This window comes from Pseudomonas sp. 13B_2.1_Bac1 (genome assembly GCF_025466155.1).
Taxonomy (GTDB): domain Bacteria; phylum Pseudomonadota; class Gammaproteobacteria; order Pseudomonadales; family Pseudomonadaceae; genus Aquipseudomonas; species Aquipseudomonas aylmerensis.
In genome coordinates this window covers 52,725-73,794 of sequence record NZ_JANLOH010000108.1, presented here as the reverse complement: position 1 = coordinate 73,794, position 21,070 = coordinate 52,725, and the positions used below count along the sequence as shown (strand labels likewise).

General features: G+C 60.7%; 24 protein-coding genes and 1 riboswitch. Of the genes, 15 read left to right on the top strand and 9 right to left on the bottom strand.

Annotated elements, in window-relative coordinates; translation table 11 throughout:
• Positions 1–23: 23 nt before the first annotated feature.
• Both NTD80_RS27555 and upp read right to left on the bottom strand, forming a co-directional pair.
• Positions 24–1,298, bottom strand: coding sequence for a uracil-xanthine permease family protein (locus NTD80_RS27555; RefSeq protein WP_092240754.1), 1,275 nt, complete (start codon positions 1,296–1,298; stop codon positions 24–26).
• Between the two features lie 2 nt (positions 1,299–1,300).
• Positions 1,301–1,939 (bottom strand): uracil phosphoribosyltransferase, encoded by a 639-nt coding sequence (gene upp / locus NTD80_RS27550; RefSeq protein WP_024073483.1) that lies wholly within the window; start codon positions 1,937–1,939, stop codon positions 1,301–1,303.
• Between the two features lie 164 nt (positions 1,940–2,103).
• Between upp and NTD80_RS27545 the strand changes: the two genes are divergently transcribed.
• The 4 genes from NTD80_RS27545 (at position 2,104) to NTD80_RS27530 (ending at position 4,130) form a co-directional block, all read left to right on the top strand.
• On the top strand, positions 2,104–2,661 hold the full coding sequence (locus NTD80_RS27545; protein WP_025856323.1) for a hypoxanthine-guanine phosphoribosyltransferase: 558 nt from the start codon (positions 2,104–2,106) through the stop codon (positions 2,659–2,661).
• A 3-nt stretch (positions 2,662–2,664) separates the two neighbouring features.
• Complete coding sequence (locus tag NTD80_RS27540) at positions 2,665–3,132, top strand: WbuC family cupin fold metalloprotein (protein WP_262135579.1); 468 nt, start codon at positions 2,665–2,667, stop codon at positions 3,130–3,132.
• Positions 3,133–3,167: 35 nt separating this feature from the next.
• The gene (locus tag NTD80_RS27535; protein WP_262135578.1) at positions 3,168–3,656 is read left to right on the top strand and encodes a hypothetical protein; all 489 of its coding nucleotides are present in this window, start codon (positions 3,168–3,170) and stop codon (positions 3,654–3,656) included.
• Positions 3,657–3,842: 186 nt separating this feature from the next.
• On the top strand, positions 3,843–4,130 hold the full coding sequence (locus NTD80_RS27530; protein ID WP_065900748.1) for a PA4642 family protein: 288 nt from the start codon (positions 3,843–3,845) through the stop codon (positions 4,128–4,130).
• A gap of 69 nt (positions 4,131–4,199) precedes the next feature.
• On the opposite strand, the gene mqo is transcribed toward NTD80_RS27530, so the two are convergent.
• The gene (gene mqo, locus NTD80_RS27525; protein ID WP_065900751.1) at positions 4,200–5,708 is read right to left on the bottom strand and encodes a malate dehydrogenase (quinone); all 1,509 of its coding nucleotides are present in this window, start codon (positions 5,706–5,708) and stop codon (positions 4,200–4,202) included.
• A gap of 395 nt (positions 5,709–6,103) precedes the next feature.
• On the opposite strand from mqo, the gene NTD80_RS27520 reads away from it, so the two are divergent.
• Entirely contained in the window at positions 6,104–6,427 is a 324-nt protein-coding gene (locus NTD80_RS27520; RefSeq protein WP_262135577.1) for a hypothetical protein, read from the top strand.
• An 8-nt stretch (positions 6,428–6,435) separates the two neighbouring features.
• On the opposite strand, the gene NTD80_RS27515 is transcribed toward NTD80_RS27520, so the two are convergent.
• A complete protein-coding gene (locus NTD80_RS27515; RefSeq protein ID WP_065900757.1) occupies positions 6,436–6,669 on the bottom strand; it encodes a hypothetical protein in 234 nt (77 codons plus the stop codon).
• A gap of 194 nt (positions 6,670–6,863) precedes the next feature.
• Here NTD80_RS27515 and NTD80_RS27510 point away from each other — a divergent pair, with 194 nt between their 5' ends.
• Positions 6,864–7,448 (top strand): YajG family lipoprotein, encoded by a 585-nt coding sequence (locus NTD80_RS27510; protein WP_065900759.1) that lies wholly within the window; start codon positions 6,864–6,866, stop codon positions 7,446–7,448.
• 57 nt (positions 7,449–7,505) lie between these two features.
• Here the strand turns inward: NTD80_RS27510 and NTD80_RS27505 are convergent, their stop codons facing one another.
• Positions 7,506–7,715: a hypothetical protein gene (locus NTD80_RS27505; protein ID WP_065900761.1), complete on the bottom strand. Its 210-nt coding sequence runs from the start codon at positions 7,713–7,715 to the stop codon at positions 7,506–7,508.
• Positions 7,716–7,898: 183 nt separating this feature from the next.
• On the opposite strand from NTD80_RS27505, the gene NTD80_RS27500 reads away from it, so the two are divergent.
• Positions 7,899–8,156 carry a hypothetical protein gene (locus NTD80_RS27500; protein WP_262135576.1) on the top strand — a complete coding sequence of 86 codons (258 nt, stop codon included), beginning with the start codon at positions 7,899–7,901 and terminating at the stop codon, positions 8,154–8,156.
• Positions 8,157–8,313: 157 nt separating this feature from the next.
• Here the strand turns inward: NTD80_RS27500 and NTD80_RS27495 are convergent, their stop codons facing one another.
• Positions 8,314–9,477, bottom strand: coding sequence for a 1-acyl-sn-glycerol-3-phosphate acyltransferase (locus NTD80_RS27495; RefSeq protein WP_177343919.1), 1,164 nt, complete (start codon positions 9,475–9,477; stop codon positions 8,314–8,316).
• Between the two features lie 133 nt (positions 9,478–9,610).
• Between NTD80_RS27495 and NTD80_RS27490 the strand changes: the two genes are divergently transcribed.
• From NTD80_RS27490 to NTD80_RS27475, 4 genes are all read left to right on the top strand, one after another.
• Positions 9,611–9,793, top strand: a complete 183-nt coding sequence (locus NTD80_RS27490; protein ID WP_262135575.1) for a CPXCG motif-containing cysteine-rich protein — start codon at positions 9,611–9,613, stop codon at positions 9,791–9,793.
• An 11-nt stretch (positions 9,794–9,804) separates the two neighbouring features.
• Positions 9,805–10,065, top strand: a complete 261-nt coding sequence (locus tag NTD80_RS27485) for a putative signal transducing protein (protein ID WP_064450739.1) — start codon at positions 9,805–9,807, stop codon at positions 10,063–10,065.
• A 36-nt stretch (positions 10,066–10,101) separates the two neighbouring features.
• On the top strand, positions 10,102–10,722 hold the full coding sequence (locus tag NTD80_RS27480; RefSeq protein ID WP_065900768.1) for an SOS response-associated peptidase: 621 nt from the start codon (positions 10,102–10,104) through the stop codon (positions 10,720–10,722).
• A gap of 276 nt (positions 10,723–10,998) precedes the next feature.
• Positions 10,999–11,817, top strand: a complete 819-nt coding sequence (locus NTD80_RS27475) for a M48 family metallopeptidase (RefSeq protein ID WP_065900771.1) — start codon at positions 10,999–11,001, stop codon at positions 11,815–11,817.
• A gap of 57 nt (positions 11,818–11,874) precedes the next feature.
• Here NTD80_RS27475 and NTD80_RS27470 read toward each other — a convergent pair whose 3' ends face one another.
• The 3 genes from NTD80_RS27470 to NTD80_RS27460 form a co-directional block, all read right to left on the bottom strand.
• Entirely contained in the window at positions 11,875–12,459 is a 585-nt protein-coding gene (locus NTD80_RS27470) for a TMEM165/GDT1 family protein (RefSeq protein WP_004372026.1), read from the bottom strand.
• An 89-nt stretch (positions 12,460–12,548) separates the two neighbouring features.
• Positions 12,549–12,668: riboswitch (yybP-ykoY riboswitch) on the bottom strand.
• A 51-nt stretch (positions 12,669–12,719) separates the two neighbouring features.
• On the bottom strand, positions 12,720–13,718 hold the full coding sequence (locus NTD80_RS27465; RefSeq protein ID WP_262135574.1) for a class I SAM-dependent methyltransferase: 999 nt from the start codon (positions 13,716–13,718) through the stop codon (positions 12,720–12,722).
• Positions 13,719–13,748: 30 nt separating this feature from the next.
• A complete protein-coding gene (locus NTD80_RS27460; protein ID WP_065900777.1) occupies positions 13,749–14,714 on the bottom strand; it encodes a 2-hydroxyacid dehydrogenase in 966 nt (321 codons plus the stop codon).
• 84 nt (positions 14,715–14,798) lie between these two features.
• Here NTD80_RS27460 and NTD80_RS27455 point away from each other — a divergent pair, with 84 nt between their 5' ends.
• The 4 genes from NTD80_RS27455 (at position 14,799) to NTD80_RS27440 (ending at position 20,839) form a co-directional block, all read left to right on the top strand.
• The gene (locus tag NTD80_RS27455) at positions 14,799–15,431 is read left to right on the top strand and encodes a LysE family translocator (protein ID WP_025855566.1); all 633 of its coding nucleotides are present in this window, start codon (positions 14,799–14,801) and stop codon (positions 15,429–15,431) included.
• A gap of 131 nt (positions 15,432–15,562) precedes the next feature.
• Entirely contained in the window at positions 15,563–17,245 is a 1,683-nt protein-coding gene (locus NTD80_RS27450) for a fatty acid--CoA ligase (protein ID WP_065900780.1), read from the top strand.
• Between the two features lie 330 nt (positions 17,246–17,575).
• Positions 17,576–19,444 (top strand): DUF1302 domain-containing protein, encoded by a 1,869-nt coding sequence (locus tag NTD80_RS27445; RefSeq protein WP_065900783.1) that lies wholly within the window; start codon positions 17,576–17,578, stop codon positions 19,442–19,444.
• 30 nt (positions 19,445–19,474) lie between these two features.
• Positions 19,475–20,839 carry a DUF1329 domain-containing protein gene (locus NTD80_RS27440; RefSeq protein WP_065900787.1) on the top strand — a complete coding sequence of 455 codons (1,365 nt, stop codon included), beginning with the start codon at positions 19,475–19,477 and terminating at the stop codon, positions 20,837–20,839.
• Positions 20,840–21,070: the final 231 nt, after the last annotated feature.

The window sequence follows — 21,070 nt, the reverse complement described above, 5'->3', positions numbered from 1 at the left end:
AGCAACACCGAAAATCGACAGCCTTAGAGCAGTGGCTCATCAGATTTTTTGTTCTTCCAGCCATCGTTGCCCGGCAGCAGCAGGTTCAAGCCAATCGCTACCACCGCACACAGGGCGATGCCCTTGAGGCCGAAATCATCCGGGCCGGTGCCGGTACCGACCAGCACCCCGCCAATCCCGAACACCAGGGTCACCGACACAATCACCAGATTGCGCGCCTCACCCAGGTCGATCTTGTGGCGGATCAAGGTGTTCATCCCCACCGCGGCAATCGAGCCGAACAGCAGGCACAGGATCCCGCCCATCACCGGCACCGGGATGCTTTGCAGCAGTGCGCCGAACTTGCCGATAAACGCCAGGCTGATGGCAAAGACCGCTGCCCAGGTCATGATTTTCGGGTTGTAGTTCTTGGTCAGCATCACCGCGCCGGTCACTTCGGCGTACGTGGTGTTCGGCGGGCCACCAAACAGGCCAGCGGCCGTGGTGGCAATCCCGTCACCCAACAGGGTGCGGTGCAGACCGGGCTTCTTCAAGTAGTCGCGACCCGTCACGCTGCCCACCGCAATCACACCGCCGATATGTTCGATCGCCGGGGCCAGGGCCACCGGTACGATGAACAGGATCGCCTGCCAGTTGAACTCCGGCGCGGTGAAGTGGGGCAGGGCAAACCAAGGGGCGGCAGCGATTTTTGCCGTGTCGACCACGCCAAAGTAGAACGACATGGCAAACCCCACCAGCACGCCGGAGATGATCGGCACCAGGCGGAAAATGCCTTTGCCGAACACCGCCACGATCAAGGTGGTCAGCAGCGCCGGCATCGAGATCATCATCGCCGTCTGGTAATGGATCAGCTCGGCGCCGTCACCGGCCTTGCCCATCGCCATGTTGGCGGCGATCGGCGCCATGGCCAGGCCGATGGAGATGATCACCGGCCCGATCACCACGGGCGGCAGCAGCCGGTCGATGAAACCGGTGCCCTTGATCTTCACGGCGAGGCCGAGGAAGGTATAAACGAAACCGGCCGCCATCACCCCGCCCATGGTCGCCGCGAGGCCGAACTGGCCCTTGGCGAGAATGATCGGCGTGATAAACGCGAAGCTCGATGCCAGGAATACCGGCACCTGGCGCCCTGTGACCACCTGGAACAGCAACGTGCCCAGGCCTGCGGTAAACAGTGCGACGTTTGGATCAAGACCTGTGATCAGCGGCATCAACACCAGCGCGCCAAATGCTACGAAGAGCATCTGTGCGCCGGACAGGATCTGGCGCCAAAGCGGGTCGTTGAATTCATCCTGCATGCTCACGCGTCCTTCTGCTTGGTGCCGAAGATCTTGTCACCGGCATCGCCCAGGCCTGGGATGATGTAGCCGTGCTCGTTCAGGCGCTCATCGATGGAGGCGGTGTAGATCTGCACGTCCGGGTGCGCTTTCTCGACGGCAGCGATGCCTTCGGGAGCGGCCACCAGCACCATGGCGCGGATGTCCTTGCAACCGGCCTTTTTCAGCAAGTCGATGGTGGCAACCATGGAGCTGCCGGTGGCGAGCATCGGGTCGATGATCATGGCCAGGCGTTCGTTGATTTCCGGAACGAGTTTTTCCAGGTACGTGTGGGCCTGCAAGGTTTCTTCGTTGCGAGCCACGCCGACGGCGCTGACCTTGGCGCCCGGGATCAGGCTGAGCACGCCTTCGAGCATGCCGATACCGGCGCGCAGGATCGGCACCACGGTAATTTTCTTACCGGCGATTTTCTCCACCTGGACGGGACCGGCCCAACCGGGGATCTCGTAGCTTTCCAGGGGCAAATCCTTGGTGGCTTCGTAAGTGAGCAGCGCTCCGACTTCCTGAGCAAGCTCACGGAAATTCTTCGTGCTAATGTCGGCACGGCGCATAAGGCCGAGTTTGTGTCGGATCAGCGGGTGGCGGATCTCGCGAGTGGGCATGGGAAAGGCTCCGGCGGCGGGCAAAAAAACCGGCCTAGATTAATCTATCCGAGGGTGTTGTCCTATAGACATCAAGTACGTTAGTCCATAAAGGCTTGAACGTTGCGCCTCACATGCGTACCTTTGCCCGCTTTTCTTGCCACAGCACCCCCTTGGAGAGCGCCATGTCCGCTGATCTCGAGCATATCCGTCAAATCATGCGCGAGGCTGACTGCCTGTACACCGAAGCGCAAGTCGAAGAAGCGATCGCCAAGGTCGGCGCACACATCACCCGCGAGATGGCCGACACCAACCCGGTGGTCTTTTGCGTGATGAACGGCGGGCTGATCTTCGCCGGCAAACTGCTCACTCACCTGCAGTTCCCGCTGGAAGCGTCCTACCTGCACGCCACGCGCTATCGCAACGAAACCAGCGGCGGTGACCTGTTCTGGAAAGCCAAGCCGGAAGTCTCGTTCATCGACCGTGACGTGCTGATCATCGACGACATTCTCGACGAAGGTCACACCCTGGGCGCGATCATCGACTTCTGCAAACACGCCGGCGCACGCAAGGTGCACACCGCCGTGCTGATCGACAAAGACCATGACCGCAAGGCCCGCCCGGACCTGAAAGCCGATTACGTCGGCCTGCCGTGCATCGACCGTTACATCTTCGGTTACGGCATGGACTACAAAGGTTACTGGCGCAATGCCAACGGGATTTTCGCCGTCAAGGGGATGTGATTGATGACCCGCTTTCTGGATCAGACGCTGTTCGCCGAATTGACCGAGAAAGCGGCCGCCAGCCCGCGTGGCCGGCACCATCACAACTTCCATCAGATGGATGAGCCCTGCCATCGCCTGGCCGTGGGCCTGCAGCCCGCCACCTATGTGCCGCCGCATCGGCACCTGAGCGCCGACAAGGCGGAAACCCTGCTGGTGCTCCAGGGCAGCCTGGGCCTGTTGGTGTTCAGCGATACTGGTGAGGTCATAGCCAAGCGCGTGATGCAGGCGGGCAGCGCGTGTGCCGGTGTCGACCTGCCGCCAGGGGTGTTCCACGGCCTGGTGGTGCTGGCACCGGATACAGTGATGTTCGAGTGCAAAGCCGGGCCTTATCGGCCGGTGGGCGAGGGCGAATTAGCCAGTTGGGCGCCCCGCGAGGGCGATGCCGGCGTGGTCGAGTATCAGCGCTGGATGCTTGCCCAGTTCGATTGAGCTACAGTGCTGGGCCATCTCCCATGGAGCGGCCCATGAGCCTGTTGATACGCACCTGCGCCGCCCTGGCGCTGACCCTCAGTTTGCCCCTGGCCGCCGCGCCTGCGCCGATGCACAGTCAGTTCCTGCCGTCGGACGACCTTACCCTGCGCGCCGAGACGCCCGACCAGCAGCAGTTGCTGCAAGTCACCGAATACGCGGTGGTGGTCGGCAACCAGCGTCAATCCAACCAGCAACCGATCCCGGTGACTTCGCCGCTGATGATCCGCCTCAAGGGCAAGCCCCTGAACAAGGGCGCGACCATCGCCCAGGTGGTGCTCAACTTCGACGCCGAAAGCAAAAGTCTGAAAAAGCCCGCATACGACGACAAGAGCAAAACCTTGACCTTGTCCTACCCGGTGGCCCAGTACCGCGTGATCGTCGACCTGCTGCGCAATGACACGGTGTATGTGCAATTCCTCAGTTATGCCAATGGGCATATCTGGGCGGATTTGCACACCGGTGTCGTTCGCTCCAAGCAGTGACAGCGCTGCAGAACACAGGTGGGAGCTGGCTTGCCTGCGATGCAGCCAACTCGGCCTGTCAGTAAAACCGAAGCGACACCGTCGCAGGCAAGCCAGCTCCCACATTGAACGTGTGTTGCTTCCGCAGCGTGTGCCCCGCAGGTAAACTGCGTTTCCCGTGTAAATGTCTGCAGGCTGGAGTCGGTAATGCGTAAAGATAAGAAACAGGTGATTGGTGACGAGATCGGCGACGATCAGATCAAGTTGTTCCTGGACTTCGAGCCGGTCGACGCGACTTCACCGTCCCTGCACAAACTGATCAAGGCTTACCGTGGCCTGCGTATCGACGATTTCGAACGGTTCCTGGGCTTTTTCAAGGAAGCCGGCCTGGACCTGGACGGCAAGGACGAGCATGGCCAGACCTTTGTCGACCTGATCAAGGACCAGCGCAACGCCGCCGAGTACATCGAGCTGATCGATAACGCGCGCAGCTGATTATCCCGGCCATAAAAAAACGCCCCGTTCTCAGGCCGAGAGCGGGGCGTTTTTTATTGCAGCACGGCCTTAAGCGTAGCTTTCGGCTTCGTTGCTTTGCTCAACCAGTTCCAGGCTGATGTTGTTCTGCGCGTTGATCTTGCGATACAGCTCGGCATCGGTCTCCAGGACCTTTTCGCGAGCCGGGAAGATCTCGTGCAGCTTGGTTGCCCACTCGCCTGCAGCTTTTTGTGGGAAGCAGCGCTCGATCAGCTCCAGCATGATCGACACGGTCACCGAAGCGCCAGGGGAGGCGCCCAGCAGTGCCGCCAGGGAACCGTCCTTGGCCGCGACCAGCTCGGTGCCAAATTGCAGCACGCCGCCTTTTTTCGGGTCTTTCTTGATGATCTGCACCCGTTGGCCGGCCACTTCCAGGCGCCAGTCCTCGGCTTTCGCTTCAGGGTAGAAGCGGCGCAGGGATTCCAGGCGCTGCTCCATGGACTGGCGCACTTCGCTGACCAGGTACTTGGTCAGGTCCATGTTGTCGCGGGCCACGGCGAGCATCGGGCCGATGTTGCCGGCACGGATCGACAGAGGCAGGTCGAGGAACGAGCCGTGCTTGAGGAACTTGGTGGTGAACCCGGCGTATGGCCCGAACAGCAGGGACTTCTTGCCATCGACCACGCGGGTGTCCAGGTGCGGCACGGACATCGGCGGCGAGCCCACGGCGGCCTGGCTGTAGACCTTGGCCTGGTGGTGCTTGACCACTTCCGGGTTGTCGCAACGCAGCCACTGGCCACTGACCGGGAAACCGCCAAAACCTTTGCTTTCTTCGATGCCCGAGGCTTGCAGCAACGGCAGGGCCGCACCACCGGCGCCGAGGAATACGAACTTGGCGTCCACCTCGCGGCTGTTGCCGCTGTTGACGTCCTTGATGCTCACGGTCCAGCCGGCGCCGTTGCGCTTGAGGCCGGTCACGCGCTTGCTGTACTTGACCTGGGCATCCGGCGAACTGGTCAGGTGGCTGAGCAGTTGGTTGGTCAGGGCGCCGAAGTTGACGTCGGTGCCGTTCATCACGCGGGTGGCAGCGATTTTTTCGTCGAGCGGGCGGCCCGGCATCATCAACGGCATCCACTCGGCCATCTCGTTGCGGTCTTCGGTGTAGTGCATGTCCGAGAACGCGTGGTGCTGGCTGAGGGATTCAAAGCGTTTCTTGAGGAACGACACGCCTTTTTCGCCCTGCACGAAGCTCAGGTGCGGGACTGGGCTGATAAAGGACTTGGACGAGCCAAAGGTGCCCTTTTTGGTCAGGTACGCCCAGAACTGCTTCGAGACCTCGAACTGGGTGTTGATGTGCACGGCTTTCTTGATGTCGATGGAGCCATCGGCGGCCTGCGGCGTGTAGTTCAGCTCACACAGGCCGGCGTGGCCGGTACCGGCGTTGTTCCACGGGTTGGAACTCTCCGCGGCACCCGAATCCATCAGCTCAACGACTTCCAGCTTGAGGCCGGGGTCGAGCTCTTTGAGCAATACGGCCAGGGTGGCACTCATGATGCCGGCCCCTACCAGTACTACGTCGACTGCTTCGTTATGCGCCATTTAACGCGTCTCCAAAATCTGCAGCACCAAATTGACGGCATGGCTGCCAGGAGTGACGGGGCGGTTCACGTGTTGCCCCAGGTTACCCATGGCCAGGATCGCCATGTCCGATTCGCAATTCTTTGCAATTTCAGCGCACGCTTCCTGCCGGCTAATCTGCCTATGAACGCATTCATGGGCGCCTGTGGCAATTCGACTTATGGTCAAAGCGTGCGATTCGTGCAACCAATCCGTAGCGGACAGGCTCAAGCTCCGGTTGTTGAGGAGTACTCGGTCCTGTGTGGTTGGGCTGTTCCAGACGCTGATGGTGCTTGTACAAACGCCAAACTATTCATTTGCTCGCCACACTCTTGTGAAGTTGTGAAAACCCGTTTTTTTCACGCTCTTTTGAAGACGTGAACCTCAAAAAAGGGCTGCCCCAGCCTGGCACCTGGCCCGCAAAACCTTTGCCGAGACGCGGCAAGACGGGCAAACAACTCAAGTGGCCGAGCGCAATGGCAGCTCTGGCAGATTCGGTAAAGAGGGGTGGTTTGCAAAGAAAACAGCAAGCGCGCCAGCTTCACTCGATCTGTGTGGGCGGCTCTCTGTGGGCGATTCTTGAGGTTAATGCCGAGGCATTAACGATGCTGCGAGGCCCGATCAGGAGACGTCCTTATAATCGGGGGGAGATTGTAGCGAAGAACGCCAAGGAAATGGGCGTGTTTTATGACTTTTATTAGGACTTCGGTCAGGCGGCCAACGGCTGGTGGCGGGGCGACCGCGCAGGGCGTGGGCTGACGCGTGCGCTGGCCGGCAATGGGTGGTGCATCCAGCTCAGGCGAATCTCTTCGATTTCTACCCAGCCTTCGCCGACCGGAGGCTGGTGGCACTCCTTAAAGGCCTGGCATCGACCTTGCACATCGAGCAGGGCGAACTGGCGAAGGGCGGGCTTGCGGGTAAACAGAGACCAGAGAAAATGCATGGCGATCAACCTCCTGAGATTGGGGCCAAGCATGCCCGCCTGGGATGACGAGCCCGTGTAACGGCTGTGACATCTGGGTTACAACGAACCGCGATGTCGGCTACAGGTCACAGGTTGTAACTGGCGCTAGTTCCGCGCAGTGGCGCCCCGCTATACTGCCGGCCTGTCGGTACCTGATTTCTGGAGAGAAGAGCATGTTGCAACGCCTGTTGTTCGGTTTGATCACTGTGACCAGCTTGACCCTGGTTGGCTGCGCCAACAGCCCGCAACAACTGAGCCCTGAGCCGAAAATCACCACGCAACTGGCTCCGGTGGGCCATGGCCAGCCGGTGTCGGTGCGGGTCGTGGATGGTCGTCCGTCGCCAACCCTGGGTTCCCGTGGTGGCCTGTACCCTGAAACCGCCCTGGTGTCGGTGAACGGCCAGGATGTGTTGCCCAAGCTGCAGGCCCAGGCCGAAGCTGCCGTGCGTTTGCTGGGTTTCACCCCGGCCAACTCGCCGGGCGCGCCTCAGCTGACCATTACCCTGGCCGAGCTGAAGTACCAGTCGCCCAAGGAAGGCCTGTACGTGACTGAAGCCTCGATTGGCGCGACGTTCAAGTCCGACGTCACTGCCGGCACGCGTCGCTACAGCGGCCGCTACGGCGCTTCGCTCAACCAGCGTTTCGGCATGGCGCCGAACCAGGAAACCAACACCAAGCTGGTCAGCGACGTGCTGAGCGATGCCTTGACCCGCCTGTTCAAGGATCCAAGCATCGGTTCATTGCTCAGCTCGCAATAACCGCTTACTAAAAAAGCCGGGCTCAGCGATGAGCCCGGCTTTTTTTCGCCTTCAGTTTCATGCGGCGGTGTCGATACAGAAATCCAGCAGGCTCACCCCCGTCAACCCATCGGCCTCCGGCAGGTCCGCATGCTGATGCCCGCCCAGGGCGCAATACACCAGCCAATGGCGGTCCTGGACGTTGAACGCCAGGCCGCCGATCAGCGCCTCTTGCTCATCGCTGGGGGCGATCAGATACAACCGATCCTGGTTTTGCGCGTGCAGCATGACAAGCTCCCGAACGTTCGAAGGGCAACAGAGTGGCCTGTTAAGGTGACGTTCAGGTGACGCTGTAAATTACTGGATACATTAGCCGTCAATGGGGGAGGGAGCATTTCAGGCGCCGGAGGCCACTATCGTTCAGGTTTGTATCTGAATTGATACCAAGACACTGTATTCCTGAGGTTTGCGATGGCGCTGCCCGCACTATTGATCAATGCTTTGGCTTTATTGGTGGCCTGCCCTGGGGCGGCCCTGCTGTTTTTTACCCGACTGCGCGAACAGCGCGCGATGGCCGACCTGGCCGCGCAAAGCGAAGACCGCGCGATCGACCAACCGATGTTGTTTCTGGATGTGCGCACCGAACGGGCGCATCGACTGGCTTACCGCGTCGGGTTCGCCTGCCTGGGGTTGGCACTGGCCATCTCGTGGCTGAGCACCCACCTCTGAAAAAACCGCTGAACAAATGTGGGAGCGGGCTTGTGTGGGAGCTGGCTTGCCTGCGATAGCATCACCTCAGCGTGACTGATACACCGAGGTGTCTGCATCGCGGGCAAGCCCGGCTCCTACACAAGCCCGCATCTACACAAGCGGGTTCGTACAGCGGTTACAGTGGAATTCCCGCCTTGACCCGATATTGATTGCGCACCGGTGTTGCATATTGCACCACCAGGAACGGCCGGTGCTCGGCCGGGCATTCGTTCAGGCGCCGCTCCCATTCAGCCTTGGCCTTGGCCAGTTCGTCCGCCGGGAACACCTCGGCCGCCGTCGGCACCTGCAATTGCGGGTCGGCGTCGCTCCATTGCTGATACGCCAGGTAGTGCACCGGGAACAGCCGGTAACCGCCGAGAATCTGCCGGTCCATTTCCACCGCCAGCAGCTTGGTGTCTTCGAAACGCTCGGTGATCGGTGGCGCGAAGTTGATGTGCACCCGGCCCTTGTAGCCGGTGATACCCAAGGCAATGCTCACGTCATCTTCGCCCGGCGCCTTGGTGTAGGTGCCGGTGGTGGCGCGGATATACAGCTCGCGGGCCTTGGCCGCGTCGCATGGGTCGTACTCGTAGCTGATGGACACCGGCGTCAGGTTCAGCGACTGGATGACCTCGGCAAACGGCTCGTCCTTGCGGCTGACGTGGAACATCTTGAGGATCGCCGACTCGGTGCGATCATCCCCATCCTTGGCGCGGCCTTCGGCCTGGGCGATCCAGATGGACTGGCAATCGTTGCGGATCGAATGGTTGATGTAGGCCGACAGCAGGTTATACGCCGCCATCTTCTCCTTTCGCCCGGTGATCGAGCGGTGCACGATAAAACTCTTGTTCAAGCGCATCAGGTCGCTGACAAACGGCTTTTGCAGCAGGTTGTCGCCGATGGCGATGCGCGGCGTCGGCAGGCCGGCGTGGTACACGGCGTAGTTGACGAAAGCCGGGTCCATCACGATATCGCGGTGGTTGGCCAGGAACAGGTAGGCGATGCCGGACTTGAGCTGCTCGACGCCGGTATAGGTCACGCCGTCGGTCGCCCGGTCGATGGTGTGATCGACGTAGTACTCGACTTTGTCCTGCAGCGTGGCCACGGTAGTGACGCCGGCGAACTCACGGCGCAATTTGCGGGCGATCATCGGCTTGAGCAGCCAGCCCAGGGCGCCGGCAAAGCGCGGGAAGCGGAAGTGGGTCAGGATGTCCAGAAAGGCCTTGTCACTGAACAGTCGGGCCAGCACTGCCGGGACTTCGCTGTCGTTGTAAGGTCGGATGGTATCGAATTCGCCCATCATGCTCTCTTGTTAGAAACGGCTAGGGTAAGTAGAGGAAATACCAGGGGGCGGCCGGAGTAATGGGCTCGGCCGAACGATAACCCTGTAAATAGACCGGCGATTATACGCACAAGTCACCTTGGAGGCTGCGATGCTGGAAACCGCGACGTACGATTGTCCTTATTGTGGTGAAGTGGTCGAGACAACGGTGGATTTATCGGGTGGCGATCAGACCTATATAGAAGACTGCCAGGTGTGCTGCCGGCCAATTACCTTCGTTCTTCAGGTCCATGATGAAGAATGGATGCTTGAAACCCGTAGCGAAAATGAATAGCGGGGGCGCCCATGCAGCGAATCTACGAACCGGAAAACCTGATGGAAGGCGAGCTGCTGCAACAGATGCTCGCCAGCGAGGGTATCGAAGCGCACCTGGTGGGCCGCCATTTGCTCGGCGGCACCGGCGAGCTGCCGATCTTCGGCCTGCTGGGGCTGGAGGTGGACAACGACCAGGCGGCCTACGCCCGCGAGCTGATTACTGCCTACATCGGCGCGCAGCCGTTACCCGGCGATGAACCCGACAGCTTCCCCGACGTGCTGGTCTGTTAGGCTGTCGGTCGGTTTACCCAAGAGTCGTGTTGCCCCATGTGTGGACGTTATGCCCTGTTTCGCTGGAACCCCACCTTTGCTGCCTTGCCGGGCTTTCCGGCGGACCAGCAGGCCCAGTGGAACATCTCTCCGAACGATTCGGTGCTGATCCAGCGCCAGAGCGAAGGCCAGCGCACCCTGGCTCGCGCCCGCTGGGGCCTGACGCCGCCGTGGCTGACGGACCTGTCCCGCACGCCGGCTCATGCCCGCGCCGAAACCCTGGCCGAACAACCGATGTTTCGCGAAGCGTTTCGCCAGCGCCGTTGCCTGCTGCCCGCCAATGGTTTCTACGAATGGCGCGGTACCCAGCGCAAACGCCCCTATTGGTTGACGCCGGGGGAGGGCTCCACGTTGTTTTTTGCCGCGATCTGGGAGGCCTATCCGGTGCAGGAGCAGGTGTGGCTGAGCACGGCGGTAGTGACGCAAGCCGCGCAGAGTCAGCGACGACCATTGATCCTAGACGCTGCCGGGCAGGCCGCCTGGCTGGATCCGGAGACCCCACTGCATGTGTTGCAAGGCCTGCTGGCCAGTGAGCCCGTCGCGTTGCGCGAGCGGGTCCTGGCCAATATGGTCAACGATCCCAAGCTCAACGGACCGGAGTGCCTGACCCCGGCGTGAGCCTGGGGGGTATGGGGTGTAGGTGCGGGCCTCATCGCAGGCAAGCCAGCTCCCACATTTGGGCCTGTGAATACACTCCGATGTGAGCGCTGGCTTGCCTGCGATAGGGCCCTCGAGACCGCTGAAAGCTCAACCTTGAACGGATGGATTCGCTGGCGCCGCCGCAGTAAGGGCTTGTGGGATGTATCCGAAAATGAGTGGTTAAGCGTCTGTTGTATCTGGCGTCGATACACGCGAGCGCCTACGATACGCGCCATGTTTTCAGGGAGAGCGTTTATGAAGAAATCATTGGCGGTAAGTGTGTTGGCGGCAGCGGTGTTGCTGGCCGGGTGCCAGTCGGTCAATACCACCAGCGGCGGCGCCGTTGGGGTAGAGCGCAAGCAATACATGTTCAGCATGCTGTCGAGCCAGGAAGTCGACCAGATGTATGCCCAGTCATACCAGCAGACCCTGGGCGAAGCCAGTGGCAAAGGCCTGGTGGACAAGACCAGTGCCAACGCCAAGCGCGTGCAGGCGATCGCCAACCGCTTGATCGCCCAGGCGCCCACGTTCCGCCCCGATGCGGCGCAGTGGAAGTGGGAAGTGAACCTGATCAAGAGTGATGAGATGAACGCCAACTGCGGGCCTGGCGGCAAGATTTTCGTGTACAGCGCGTTGATCGATAACCTCAAGCTCACCGATGACGAACTGGCCGCGGTGATGGGTCATGAAATCGCCCACGCCTTGCGTGAACATGGTCGCGAAGCCATGTCCAAGGCCTACGGGATCGAGATGGCGAAGCAGGGCGCCGGCGCGTTGTTCGGCCTGGGCCAGGACAGCCTGGCACTCGCAGACACGGTGGCCAACTACGGCATGACCTTGCCCAACAGCCGCAGCAATGAAAACGAAGCGGACCTGATCGGCCTGGAGCTGGCGGCGCGTGCTGGCTACAACCCGAACGCCGCCATCACGCTGTGGAACAAAATGGCCAAGGCTTCCGAAGGCGCGCCACCGGAGTTCATGAGTACTCACCCGGCGTCCGACAGCCGAATCGCCTCGTTGCAGGCGGCAATTCCGAAGGTGATGCCGCTGTACCAGCAAGCTAAGAAATCTTGATTAAGCGCTGAACCCTTGTAGGAGTCCGGCTTGCGCCGGACTCCTGCAGGTGGTGTGCTAGATCCAGCCGCTGCTTTGCATGGCCTTGTACACCGCCACGATCGCCAGGATGAAAAACGCCGTGGCGGCCAGTCGGCGGATCAAGGTCAGCGGCAGTTTCTCTGCAGCAAAATTCCCCGCCAGAACCACCGGTACGTTGGCAATCAACATGCCCAGGGTGGTGCCGATAATCACCAGCCACAGCTCCGGGTATTGCGCCGCCAGCATCACCGTGGCGATCTGCGTCTTGTCACCGATTTCTGCGAGGAAAAACGCGATCAGCGTGGTCAGGAATGGCCCGAACTTGCGCGTGGTGCTGGCTTCGTCATCGTCGAGTTTGTCCGGCACCAGGGTCCACAACGCCGTGGCGCAGAAGCTCGCCGCGAGTATCCAGTGCAACACTGCATCCGAGAAGAAACTGCCAAACCAGGCCCCCACGGCACCGGCGGCCGCATGGTTGGCCAGGGTCGCGGCGACGATGCCGGCGATGATCGGCCAGGGCTTGCGAAAGCGAGCAGCGAGAATGAGCGCAAGCAGTTGCGTCTTGTCGCCGATTTCGGCCAAGGCAACGATTGCGGTAGGAACGAGTAGTGAATCCAGCATCAGGTAAGTTTCCAGGGGCGGGTCGACACGGCTATGACACGTACAGCCTTCCCGCCCCGGGTAAGGTGTGCGTGTCATAGGTCTTGTCAAACCCCGGTCCGTCTGTGCGGACTCCTGGGTCGCATACGCCATGGTCTGCTGACCAAGTATGTTGACGTATGCCGGACGAGCGTGGCGCTCGTGGGAGACTACTCCCCTAGGACGGAGCGGATTCTGCCTAGGCAAAACCCATTCGGCAAGCCTTCTTTTTCAAATTGCCATTAGCCGCGCTTGGCACGATAAATGCGAAAACCGTTGCCTTCGGCCTTGATCGCACACACGCCCAGATGCTCCTCGATCAGCGGCTGGTACTTCAGGAAGCTATTTGCAACCAAGCGCAGTTCGCCGCCTTTTGCCAGATGTTTGGCTGCTTTTCGCAGCAGGTTCTCGGTGGCGAAATAATCGGTATGCACACCGACATGGAAGGGCGGATTGCTCAGAATCGCGTTCAAACCCATCGGCGCGGCATCGATGCCGTCACCGGTCAACACCTCGGCTTCCAGGCCATTGGCGGCCAGGGTCAGACGGCTGCTGGCGGCGGCAAAGGCATCCACATCCAGCATCGTCACGGTGTTGTGCGGGTAGCGACGTTTTACCGCAGCCCCGAGCACGCCGGCGCCGCAACCGAAGTCGAGCAAATGTCCGCTCGGCAACTTATCCAGATGCTCCAGCAACAGCTCGGTACCGCGGTCCAGGCGACCGTGGCTGAACACGCCGGGCAGGCTCACGACCTTGAGCGGCCCTTCGGCCAGCGGGACGTCGAAGACCTGCGCGCGGCTTTGCAGGTCGACCGCCTGCGGCGCGTTGGCCACCGTAACCTGCCACAGCTGGCAATGGCGCGCGTTGTCGAGCTTGCGCGGTTTGCCGAAGGGGATCAGCTGTTTGGCGGCGCTTTCGATGCCGCCTTTTTTCTCGCCGACCAGAAACAGCTCGGCGCCGGGCAGTCGCGCGGCCACGGCGTTGAGCAGGTAGTCGGTGAGGTCCTTGGACTTGGGCAGGAAGATCACCGCCGCATCAAACGTACGCTCGGGCACCGTCACGCCGAACTGGCTGCGCGCGGGGAAACGTGCGTCGAGTGCTGCCTGGTCGCCGGCATGCCAACTCCAGCCGTGAGCGTTGGGCAGGCGACCCAGCAGGTCGTCGGCAGGCAAACCTACCAGCAGCAGGTTGCCTTGAAAAAGTTCGGCCTGACGAAGCAGTACTTCACTGCGCGGATCCATGGTCTGCTCCTTGAAAAGGGGCGCAGTTTATCAACTCACAACGCGCAGCGGGGCGCCGCTGAAAAAGCCCCGGGCGTTTTCCGTCAGTTGCCCGACGATGCGCTGGCGCGCCTCGCGACTGCCCCAGGCATTGTGCGGGGTGACGATCAGCCGAGGGATATCACCGGCCAGCAGCGGGTTACCGTTGACCGGCGGTTCCACGCTCAATACGTCGGTCGCCGCGCCACCCAGGTGACCGCTGCGCAACGCGTCTGCCAGGGCCTGCTCGTTGATCAAGCCACCGCGCGCGGTGTTGACGATGAACGCGCCGGGCTTGAGCAGCGCCAGCTCGCGGGCGCCGATAAAGTCGCGGGTGTGCTCGTTGAGCGGGCAGTGCAGGGTCAGCGCGTCGACCTGCGCCAGTAATTCATCCAGCGGCACGCGGTCGGCGCGGGCAGGGCGGCCCGGGATCGCGCCGAGCAGCACGCGCATGCCAAAGGCTTCGGCCAGGCGTGCGACCGCGCTGCCCAGCTCGCCATGGCCCAGCAGGCCGAGGGTTTTGCCTTCCAGCTCGACAATCGGGTAGTCCAGCAGGCAGAACTGCTTGGCTTGCTGCCATTTGCCGGCGGCCACGTCTCGCTGATAGTCCTTCAAGCGCGTCGCCAGATTGAGCAGCAACATGATCGTGTGTTGTGCCACTGACGGCGTGCCGTAGCCCTGGCAGTTACTCACGGTGATGCCATGCGCGCGGGCGGCCTCAAGGTCGACGTTGTTGGTGCCGGTGGCCGACACCAGGATCAGCTTGAGTTGCGGGCACGCCGCCAGGGTTTCGGTGCTCAGCGCGATTTTGTTGCTGATCACCACGTCGGCGCCCTGCAGGCGCTCGACCACGTTCTGGGGCGTGGTGTCGGTGAACAGCTGCAATTCGCTGAAGGTGTTGCGCAACTCACTGAGGTCAAGGTCCCCCAAGTCCAGGGACGGGTGATCAAGGAAGACGGCGCGGCGATTGTTCGTCATCAACTGTACCTTTTGCGACTGAGTTCGAAGGCGTAATCTGCCGAGCCTATCAGATGAAATAATCAGTTACTTAATGGAGTGAGTATGTACGTCGCCGAGTTTTTGACCGTGGCCTTGATTCACTTGTTGGCGGTGGCCAGCCCTGGCCCGGATTTCGCCGTGGTGGTGCGCGAAAGTGTTACCCACGGCCGTCGCGCCGGCACCTGGACCGCGCTGGGGGTGGGCTCGGCGATTTTCCTGCACGTGGGGTATTCGCTGCTCGGTATCGGTTTGATCGTGTCCCAGTCCATCGTGCTGTTCAACGCGCTCAAATGGGCGGCGGCGGCCTACCTGTTGTACATCGGTTTCAAGGCCCTGCGCGCGCAGCCGGCCAAGCCTGCCGCCGAGGGCGAGCTGCACCGTGAAGCCGGTGAGCGCACCCCGCGCGGCGCGTTTACCGCAGGTTTCGTGACCAATGGCTTGAACCCCAAGGCCACGCTGTTCTTCCTCTCGCTGTTCACCGTGGTGATCAACCCGCACACGCCGCTGGCGATCCAGGCCGGTTACGGCGTGTACCTGGCGGTAGCGACGGCGCTGTGGTTCTGCCTGGTGGCGATGCTGTTCAGCCAGCAGCGCGTGCGCGCAGGTTTTGCGCGGATGGGGCACTGGTTCGATCGGACCATGGGCGCGGTGTTGATTGCGATTGGGGTGAAGCTGGCATTCACCAGCATGAAATAAGCCGAATGCTGGCGCAAAGCTAGCATTCATTGGGGTCTGCAAATCATTCCTTTGGCTGATTTGGCTGAAACATAAGGTCTCTAAAGTGCAGGCCTACAAGCCAAGACCGTGCAGTCATTAAAGGGATTCTTATGTTGCAGACCCGTGTTATCCCGCCCGCCGAAGGCGCTTACCAGTACCCGCTGTTGATCAAGCGCCTGTTGATGTCCGGTACCCGTTACGAGAAGACCCGGGAGATCGTCTACCGCGACAAACTGCGCTACACCTACCCGACCCTGACCGAACGGGTTGCCCGCCTGGCCAACGTATTGACCGAGGCCGGGGTCAAGGCCGGTGACACCGTGGCGGTGATGGACTGGGACAGCCACCGTTACCTGGAATGCATGTTCGCCATCCCGATGATCGGCGCGGTGATCCACACCATCAACGTGCGGCTGTCGCCGGAACAGATTCTCTACACCATGAACCACGCCGAGGACCGCTTCGTGCTGGTCAACAGCGAGTTCGTGGGGCTCTACCAGGCTATCGCCTCGCAGCTCACTACCGTCGACAAAACCTTGCTGCTCACCGACGGCGACGCGAAAACCGCCGAACTGCCCCACCTGGTTGGCGAGTACGAAACCCTGCTGGCGGCCGCCAGCCCGAAGTACGATTTCCAGGATTTCGACGAAAATTCCGTCGCCACTACCTTCTACACCACCGGTACCACCGGTAACCCTAAAGGCGTGTACTTCACCCATCGCCAGTTGGTGCTGCACACGATTGGCGTGGCGACCATCATGGGCAGCGTCGACAGCGTGCGCCTGCTCGGCACCAACGATGTGTACATGCCGATCACGCCGATGTTCCACGTGCATGCCTGGGGCTTGCCGTATGTGGCGACCATGCTCGGCCTGAAACAGGTCTATCCCGGCCGCTACGACCCCGAATACCTGGTGGAGTTGTGGCGCAAGGAAAAGGTCACCTTCTCCCACTGTGTGCCGACCATCCTGCAGATGCTGCTCAACGCCAAGGCTGCCCAGGGCGTGGATTTTGCTGGCTGGAAAATCGTCATCGGCGGCAGCGCCCTCAACCGTTCGCTGTATGAAGCGTCCAAGGCACGCGGGATTCAGCTGACCGCTGCGTACGGCATGTCCGAGACCGGCCCGCTGGTGTCCTGCGCCCACCTCAACGAAGAGCTGATGGCGGGCACCGAGGACGAGCGCACCACGTATCGCATCAAGGCCGGCGTACCCGGGCCGTTGGTGGAGGCGGCGATCATCGACGGTGACGGGAATTTCCTGCCGGCCGATGGCGAGTCCCAGGGCGAGTTGGTGCTGCGCGCGCCGTGGCTCTCGGAAGGCTATTTCAACGAGCCGCAGAAGGGGGCCGAGCTGTGGGCCGGTGGCTGGATGCACACGGGCGACGTGGCCACGCTGGATGCCTTCGGCGTGATCGATATCCGCGACCGCATCAAGGACGTGATCAAGACCGGCGGCGAGTGGATCTCTTCCCTGGCCCTCGAAGACCTGGTCAGCCGGCACCCGGCGGTACGCGAAGTAGCGGTGGTGGGCATCGCCGACCCGCAGTGGGGCGAGCGCCCGTTTGCGTTGCTGGTGGTGCGTGATGGCCATGTGATAGGGGCCCGTGAACTCAAGGAACACCTCAAGCCGTTCGTGGAACTGGGCCATTTGAGCAAGTGGGCGATTCCGAACCAGATCGCCGTTGTTACGGAAATTCCCAAGACCAGTGTCGGCAAACTCGACAAAAAACGTATCCGCATCGACATCATTGAATGGCAGGCGAACAACAGTACGTTCCTGTCCACCCTCTGAGCCGCTTGGCCGTGCCCAAAAGGCACGGCAATGCTCTATCTCGCGCCTTCACTTGTGATTTGCCAATTTTCAGCCATCCTTGCCGCGTCGGCCCTCGCCGACATGGCGAAAGGGTTGTGGCAGACGGGTTGGTGATGCAAATCACACTTTAGAGGGATCAAGCGCTACCCCCTGCTGGCTATAGTCCCTTCCAGAGTTTTTCACGGATGTTCCGCTTCGGGCCATGGGGGCCCGGTTGCCGAGCGGCATTGGAATCGTTGTATTCCGGCCGTTACACGCATCACAGAAAGAACTCACTGCCATAACAATAATGCACATGGAGTAGCGTCGATGACCTCAGTAAACCAGTTCTGGCGCCGGGCGAAGTTGCCCCTGGCCGTCAGTCTCGCCTCTACGCTCGCCGGGCCCGCATTCGGCGTCAGTTTCAATATCGGTGAAATCGAAGGGAGTTTTGACTCGTCTCTTTCCGTGGGGGCCAGTTGGTCGACAGCCAAGCCCAACCAGGATCTCATTGGTGCCAACAATGGTGGCAATGGTCTGTCCCAGACATCCGATGACGGCCACTTGAACTTCAAGCGTGGTGAGACGTTCTCGAAAATTTTCAAGGGTATCCATGATCTGGAGCTGAAATACGGCGATACCGGCGTATTTGTGCGTGGCAAGTACTGGTATGACTTCGAACTCAAGGATGAAAGCCGCGAGTTCAAGGACATCAGCGACAACAACCGTAAAGAGGGTGCGAAATCCTCGGGTGGACAGATTCTCGACGCGTTCATCTACCACAACTACGCGATTGCCGATCAACCTGGCAGCGTGCGGTTCGGTAAGCAGGTAGTGAGTTGGGGCGAAAGTACCTTTATCGGTGGCGGCATCAACTCCATCAACCCGATCGATGTGTCTGCATTCCGTCGTCCGGGGGCTGAGGTCAAGGAAGGTTTGATTCCGGTCAACATGTTCTATGTGTCGCAGACACTGACCGATAACCTTTCGGCGGAGGCGTTCTATCAGTTGGAGTGGGACCAGACGGTTACCGACAACTGCGGTACGTTTTTCTCGCAGCCGGACATCGTTTCCGATGGCTGCAAGGACAACCTGCGCGTGCTGAACAGCCGTCGTACGTTGCCGGCAGCACTCAACCCAGGGTTGGCAGCAGCAGGTGTGGACGTCAACAACGAGGGCGTGCTGGTTCGTCGCGGTCCAGACCGCGATGCCCGTGACAGCGGACAGTTCGGGGTCGCGTTCCATTACAACTTCGAGCCGCTGGACACAGAGTTCGGCGCCTACTTTATGAATTATCACAGCCGTGCGCCGATTTTCAGTGCCCAGGGCGCACCGCAATCGGCCTATACCGGCCCTACACCTGGGCTGCCGCCACAATTGCGGCCCTTGGTTGTCGCGGGTAATTCCAACTACTTCATCGAGTACCCGGAAGATATCCGTCTGTATGGCTTGAGCTTCTCTACCACGCTTCCTACAGGTACTGCCTGGAGCGGTGAGTTGAGCTACCGCCCTAACGCGCCCGTACAGTTGAACTCTACGGATATCCTGTTCGCCGGCGTTAAACCTATTGGTGGGCCGGTACTGGGCAATGCTTCGTTGCTCAACGGCAGCCCGGGGCAGGACTTGCATGGCTATCGCCGCAAAGAGATCAGCCAGTTCCAAACAACGTTTACTCACTTCTTCGACCAAGTCATGGGTGCCAGCCGCTTGACGCTGGTAGGTGAAGTTGGCGTTACCCATGTGGGCGGGCTGGAGAGCAAGTCGGACGTACGTTACGGTCGCGACCCTGTCTTCGGTCCGGGTTCGTTGCCTAACAATGCCTGTGCGGCATTGAACCTCTCGACTGCCCAAGGCGCCGGCCTGGGTAATGCCAACGGGCTGAACACCAACTGCAACAATGATGGTTTCACCACAGCCACTTCGTGGGGCTATCGCGGTCGGGCTATCTGGGAATACCCGGATGTCTTCGCGGGTGTGAACCTCAAACCGAACGTGGCATGGTCCCATGACGTCAAGGGCTACTCTCCTGGGCCGGGCGCCAACTTTGAAGAAGGCCGCAAAGCCGTGAGCCTTGGCCTGGACGCCGAATACCAGAACACCTACACCGCCAGCCTCAACTACACCAACTTCTTCGGTGGCGATTTCACTACGGTGAATGACCGCGATTTTGTTGCGCTCAGCCTCGGCGTGAACTTCTAAGCACACTGTATTTTCAGGAAGAACCAGAACATGAAAATAACTAAAAGTCTGTTGCACGTGGGTGTGCTTGGGCTGTCGATCCTGGCGAGCAACGTCATGGCGGCAGTCTCGGCGGATGAAGCGGCCAAGCTGGGTACGACCCTGACGCCGATGGGGGCCGAGATGGCCGGTAACGCGGCGGGCACCATTCCGAAGTGGACACCATTGCCGACCAACGCCGGCGCTGTCGACGCGCGTGGTTTCCTGGCCAACCCTTACGCCAGTGAACAGCCGCAGTTCACCATCACCGCGGCGAACGTCGAGCAGTACAAAGACAAGCTGGCGCCTGGCCAATACGCGATGTTCAAGCGTTATCCGGACACCTTCAAGATGCCGGTCTACCCGACTCATCGCGGCGCCACCGTGCCGGCTGATGTGTTCGCCGCCATCAAGAAGAACGCCACCACCACCAACTTGGTGTCCGGCGGCAACGGCCTGGAAAACTTCGAAACCGCGATTCCGTTCCCAATCCCGAAAAGCGGCGTGGAAGTCATCTGGAACCACATCACCCGCTATCGCGGCGGCAGCGTGACCCGCCTGGTAACCCAGGCCACGCCGCAAACCAACGGCTCGTTCAGCCTGGTGTACTTCAAAGACCAGTTCGTATTCCGCGACAAGATGAAGGATTTCGATCCGAAGAATCCGGGCAACGTGTTGTTCTACTTCAAGCAGCAAGTGACCGCGCCGGCACGTCTGGCCGGTGGTGTGCTGCTGGTGCACGAGACCCTGGACCAGGTGAAGGAGCCGCGCTCGGCGTGGGTCTACAACGCCGGTCAGCGCCGTGTGCGCCGGGCGCCGCAAGTGTCCTATGACGGCCCGGGTACCGCCGCCGACGGCCTGCGTACCTCCGACAACCTCGACATGTACAACGGTGCGCCGGATCGCTACGACTGGAAACTGGAAGGCAAGAAGGAAATCTACATCGCCTCCAACAGCTACAAGATCGACGATCCGAAGCTCAAGTATGCCGACATCATCAAGGCCGGCCACATCAACCAGGACCTGGCACGCTACGAGCTGCGCCGCGTGTGGCACGTGGTTGCGACCCTGAAGGAAGGCCAGCGCCACATCTATGCCAAGCGTGACTTCTTCATCGATGAAGACACCTGGCAAGCCGCGGTCATCGATCACTACGACGGTCGTGGCCAACTGTGGCGCGTCGCCGAAGCGCATGCCGAGAACTACTACGACAAGCAAGTGCCGTGGTACGCCCTGGAAACCCTCTACGACCTGCAGTCCGGCCGCTACCTGGCCCTGGGCATGAAGAACGAAGAGAAGCAGGCCTATGACTTCGGCTTCACCGCCACCACCAGCGACTTCACTCCCGCAGCCCTGCGCCAGGATGGTGTTCGCTAAGCCCAAGCAATCCCTCGATAGGGAAGCCGGCCCCGTGTAGGAGCTGGCTTGCCAGCGATAGCATCCCCTCGGTGCAACTGACAGACCGAGGCGCCTGCATCGCCGGCAAGCCAGCTCCTGCTTTTTTGTGGTGAGATTTTTTGTCGCAGTTCTTTTCAGTCATTTGTTGCAAAGATCTACAAACCTGCCGCTTTTACCGCTAGTCTGCGGACATCTGCAATGCCGACAACA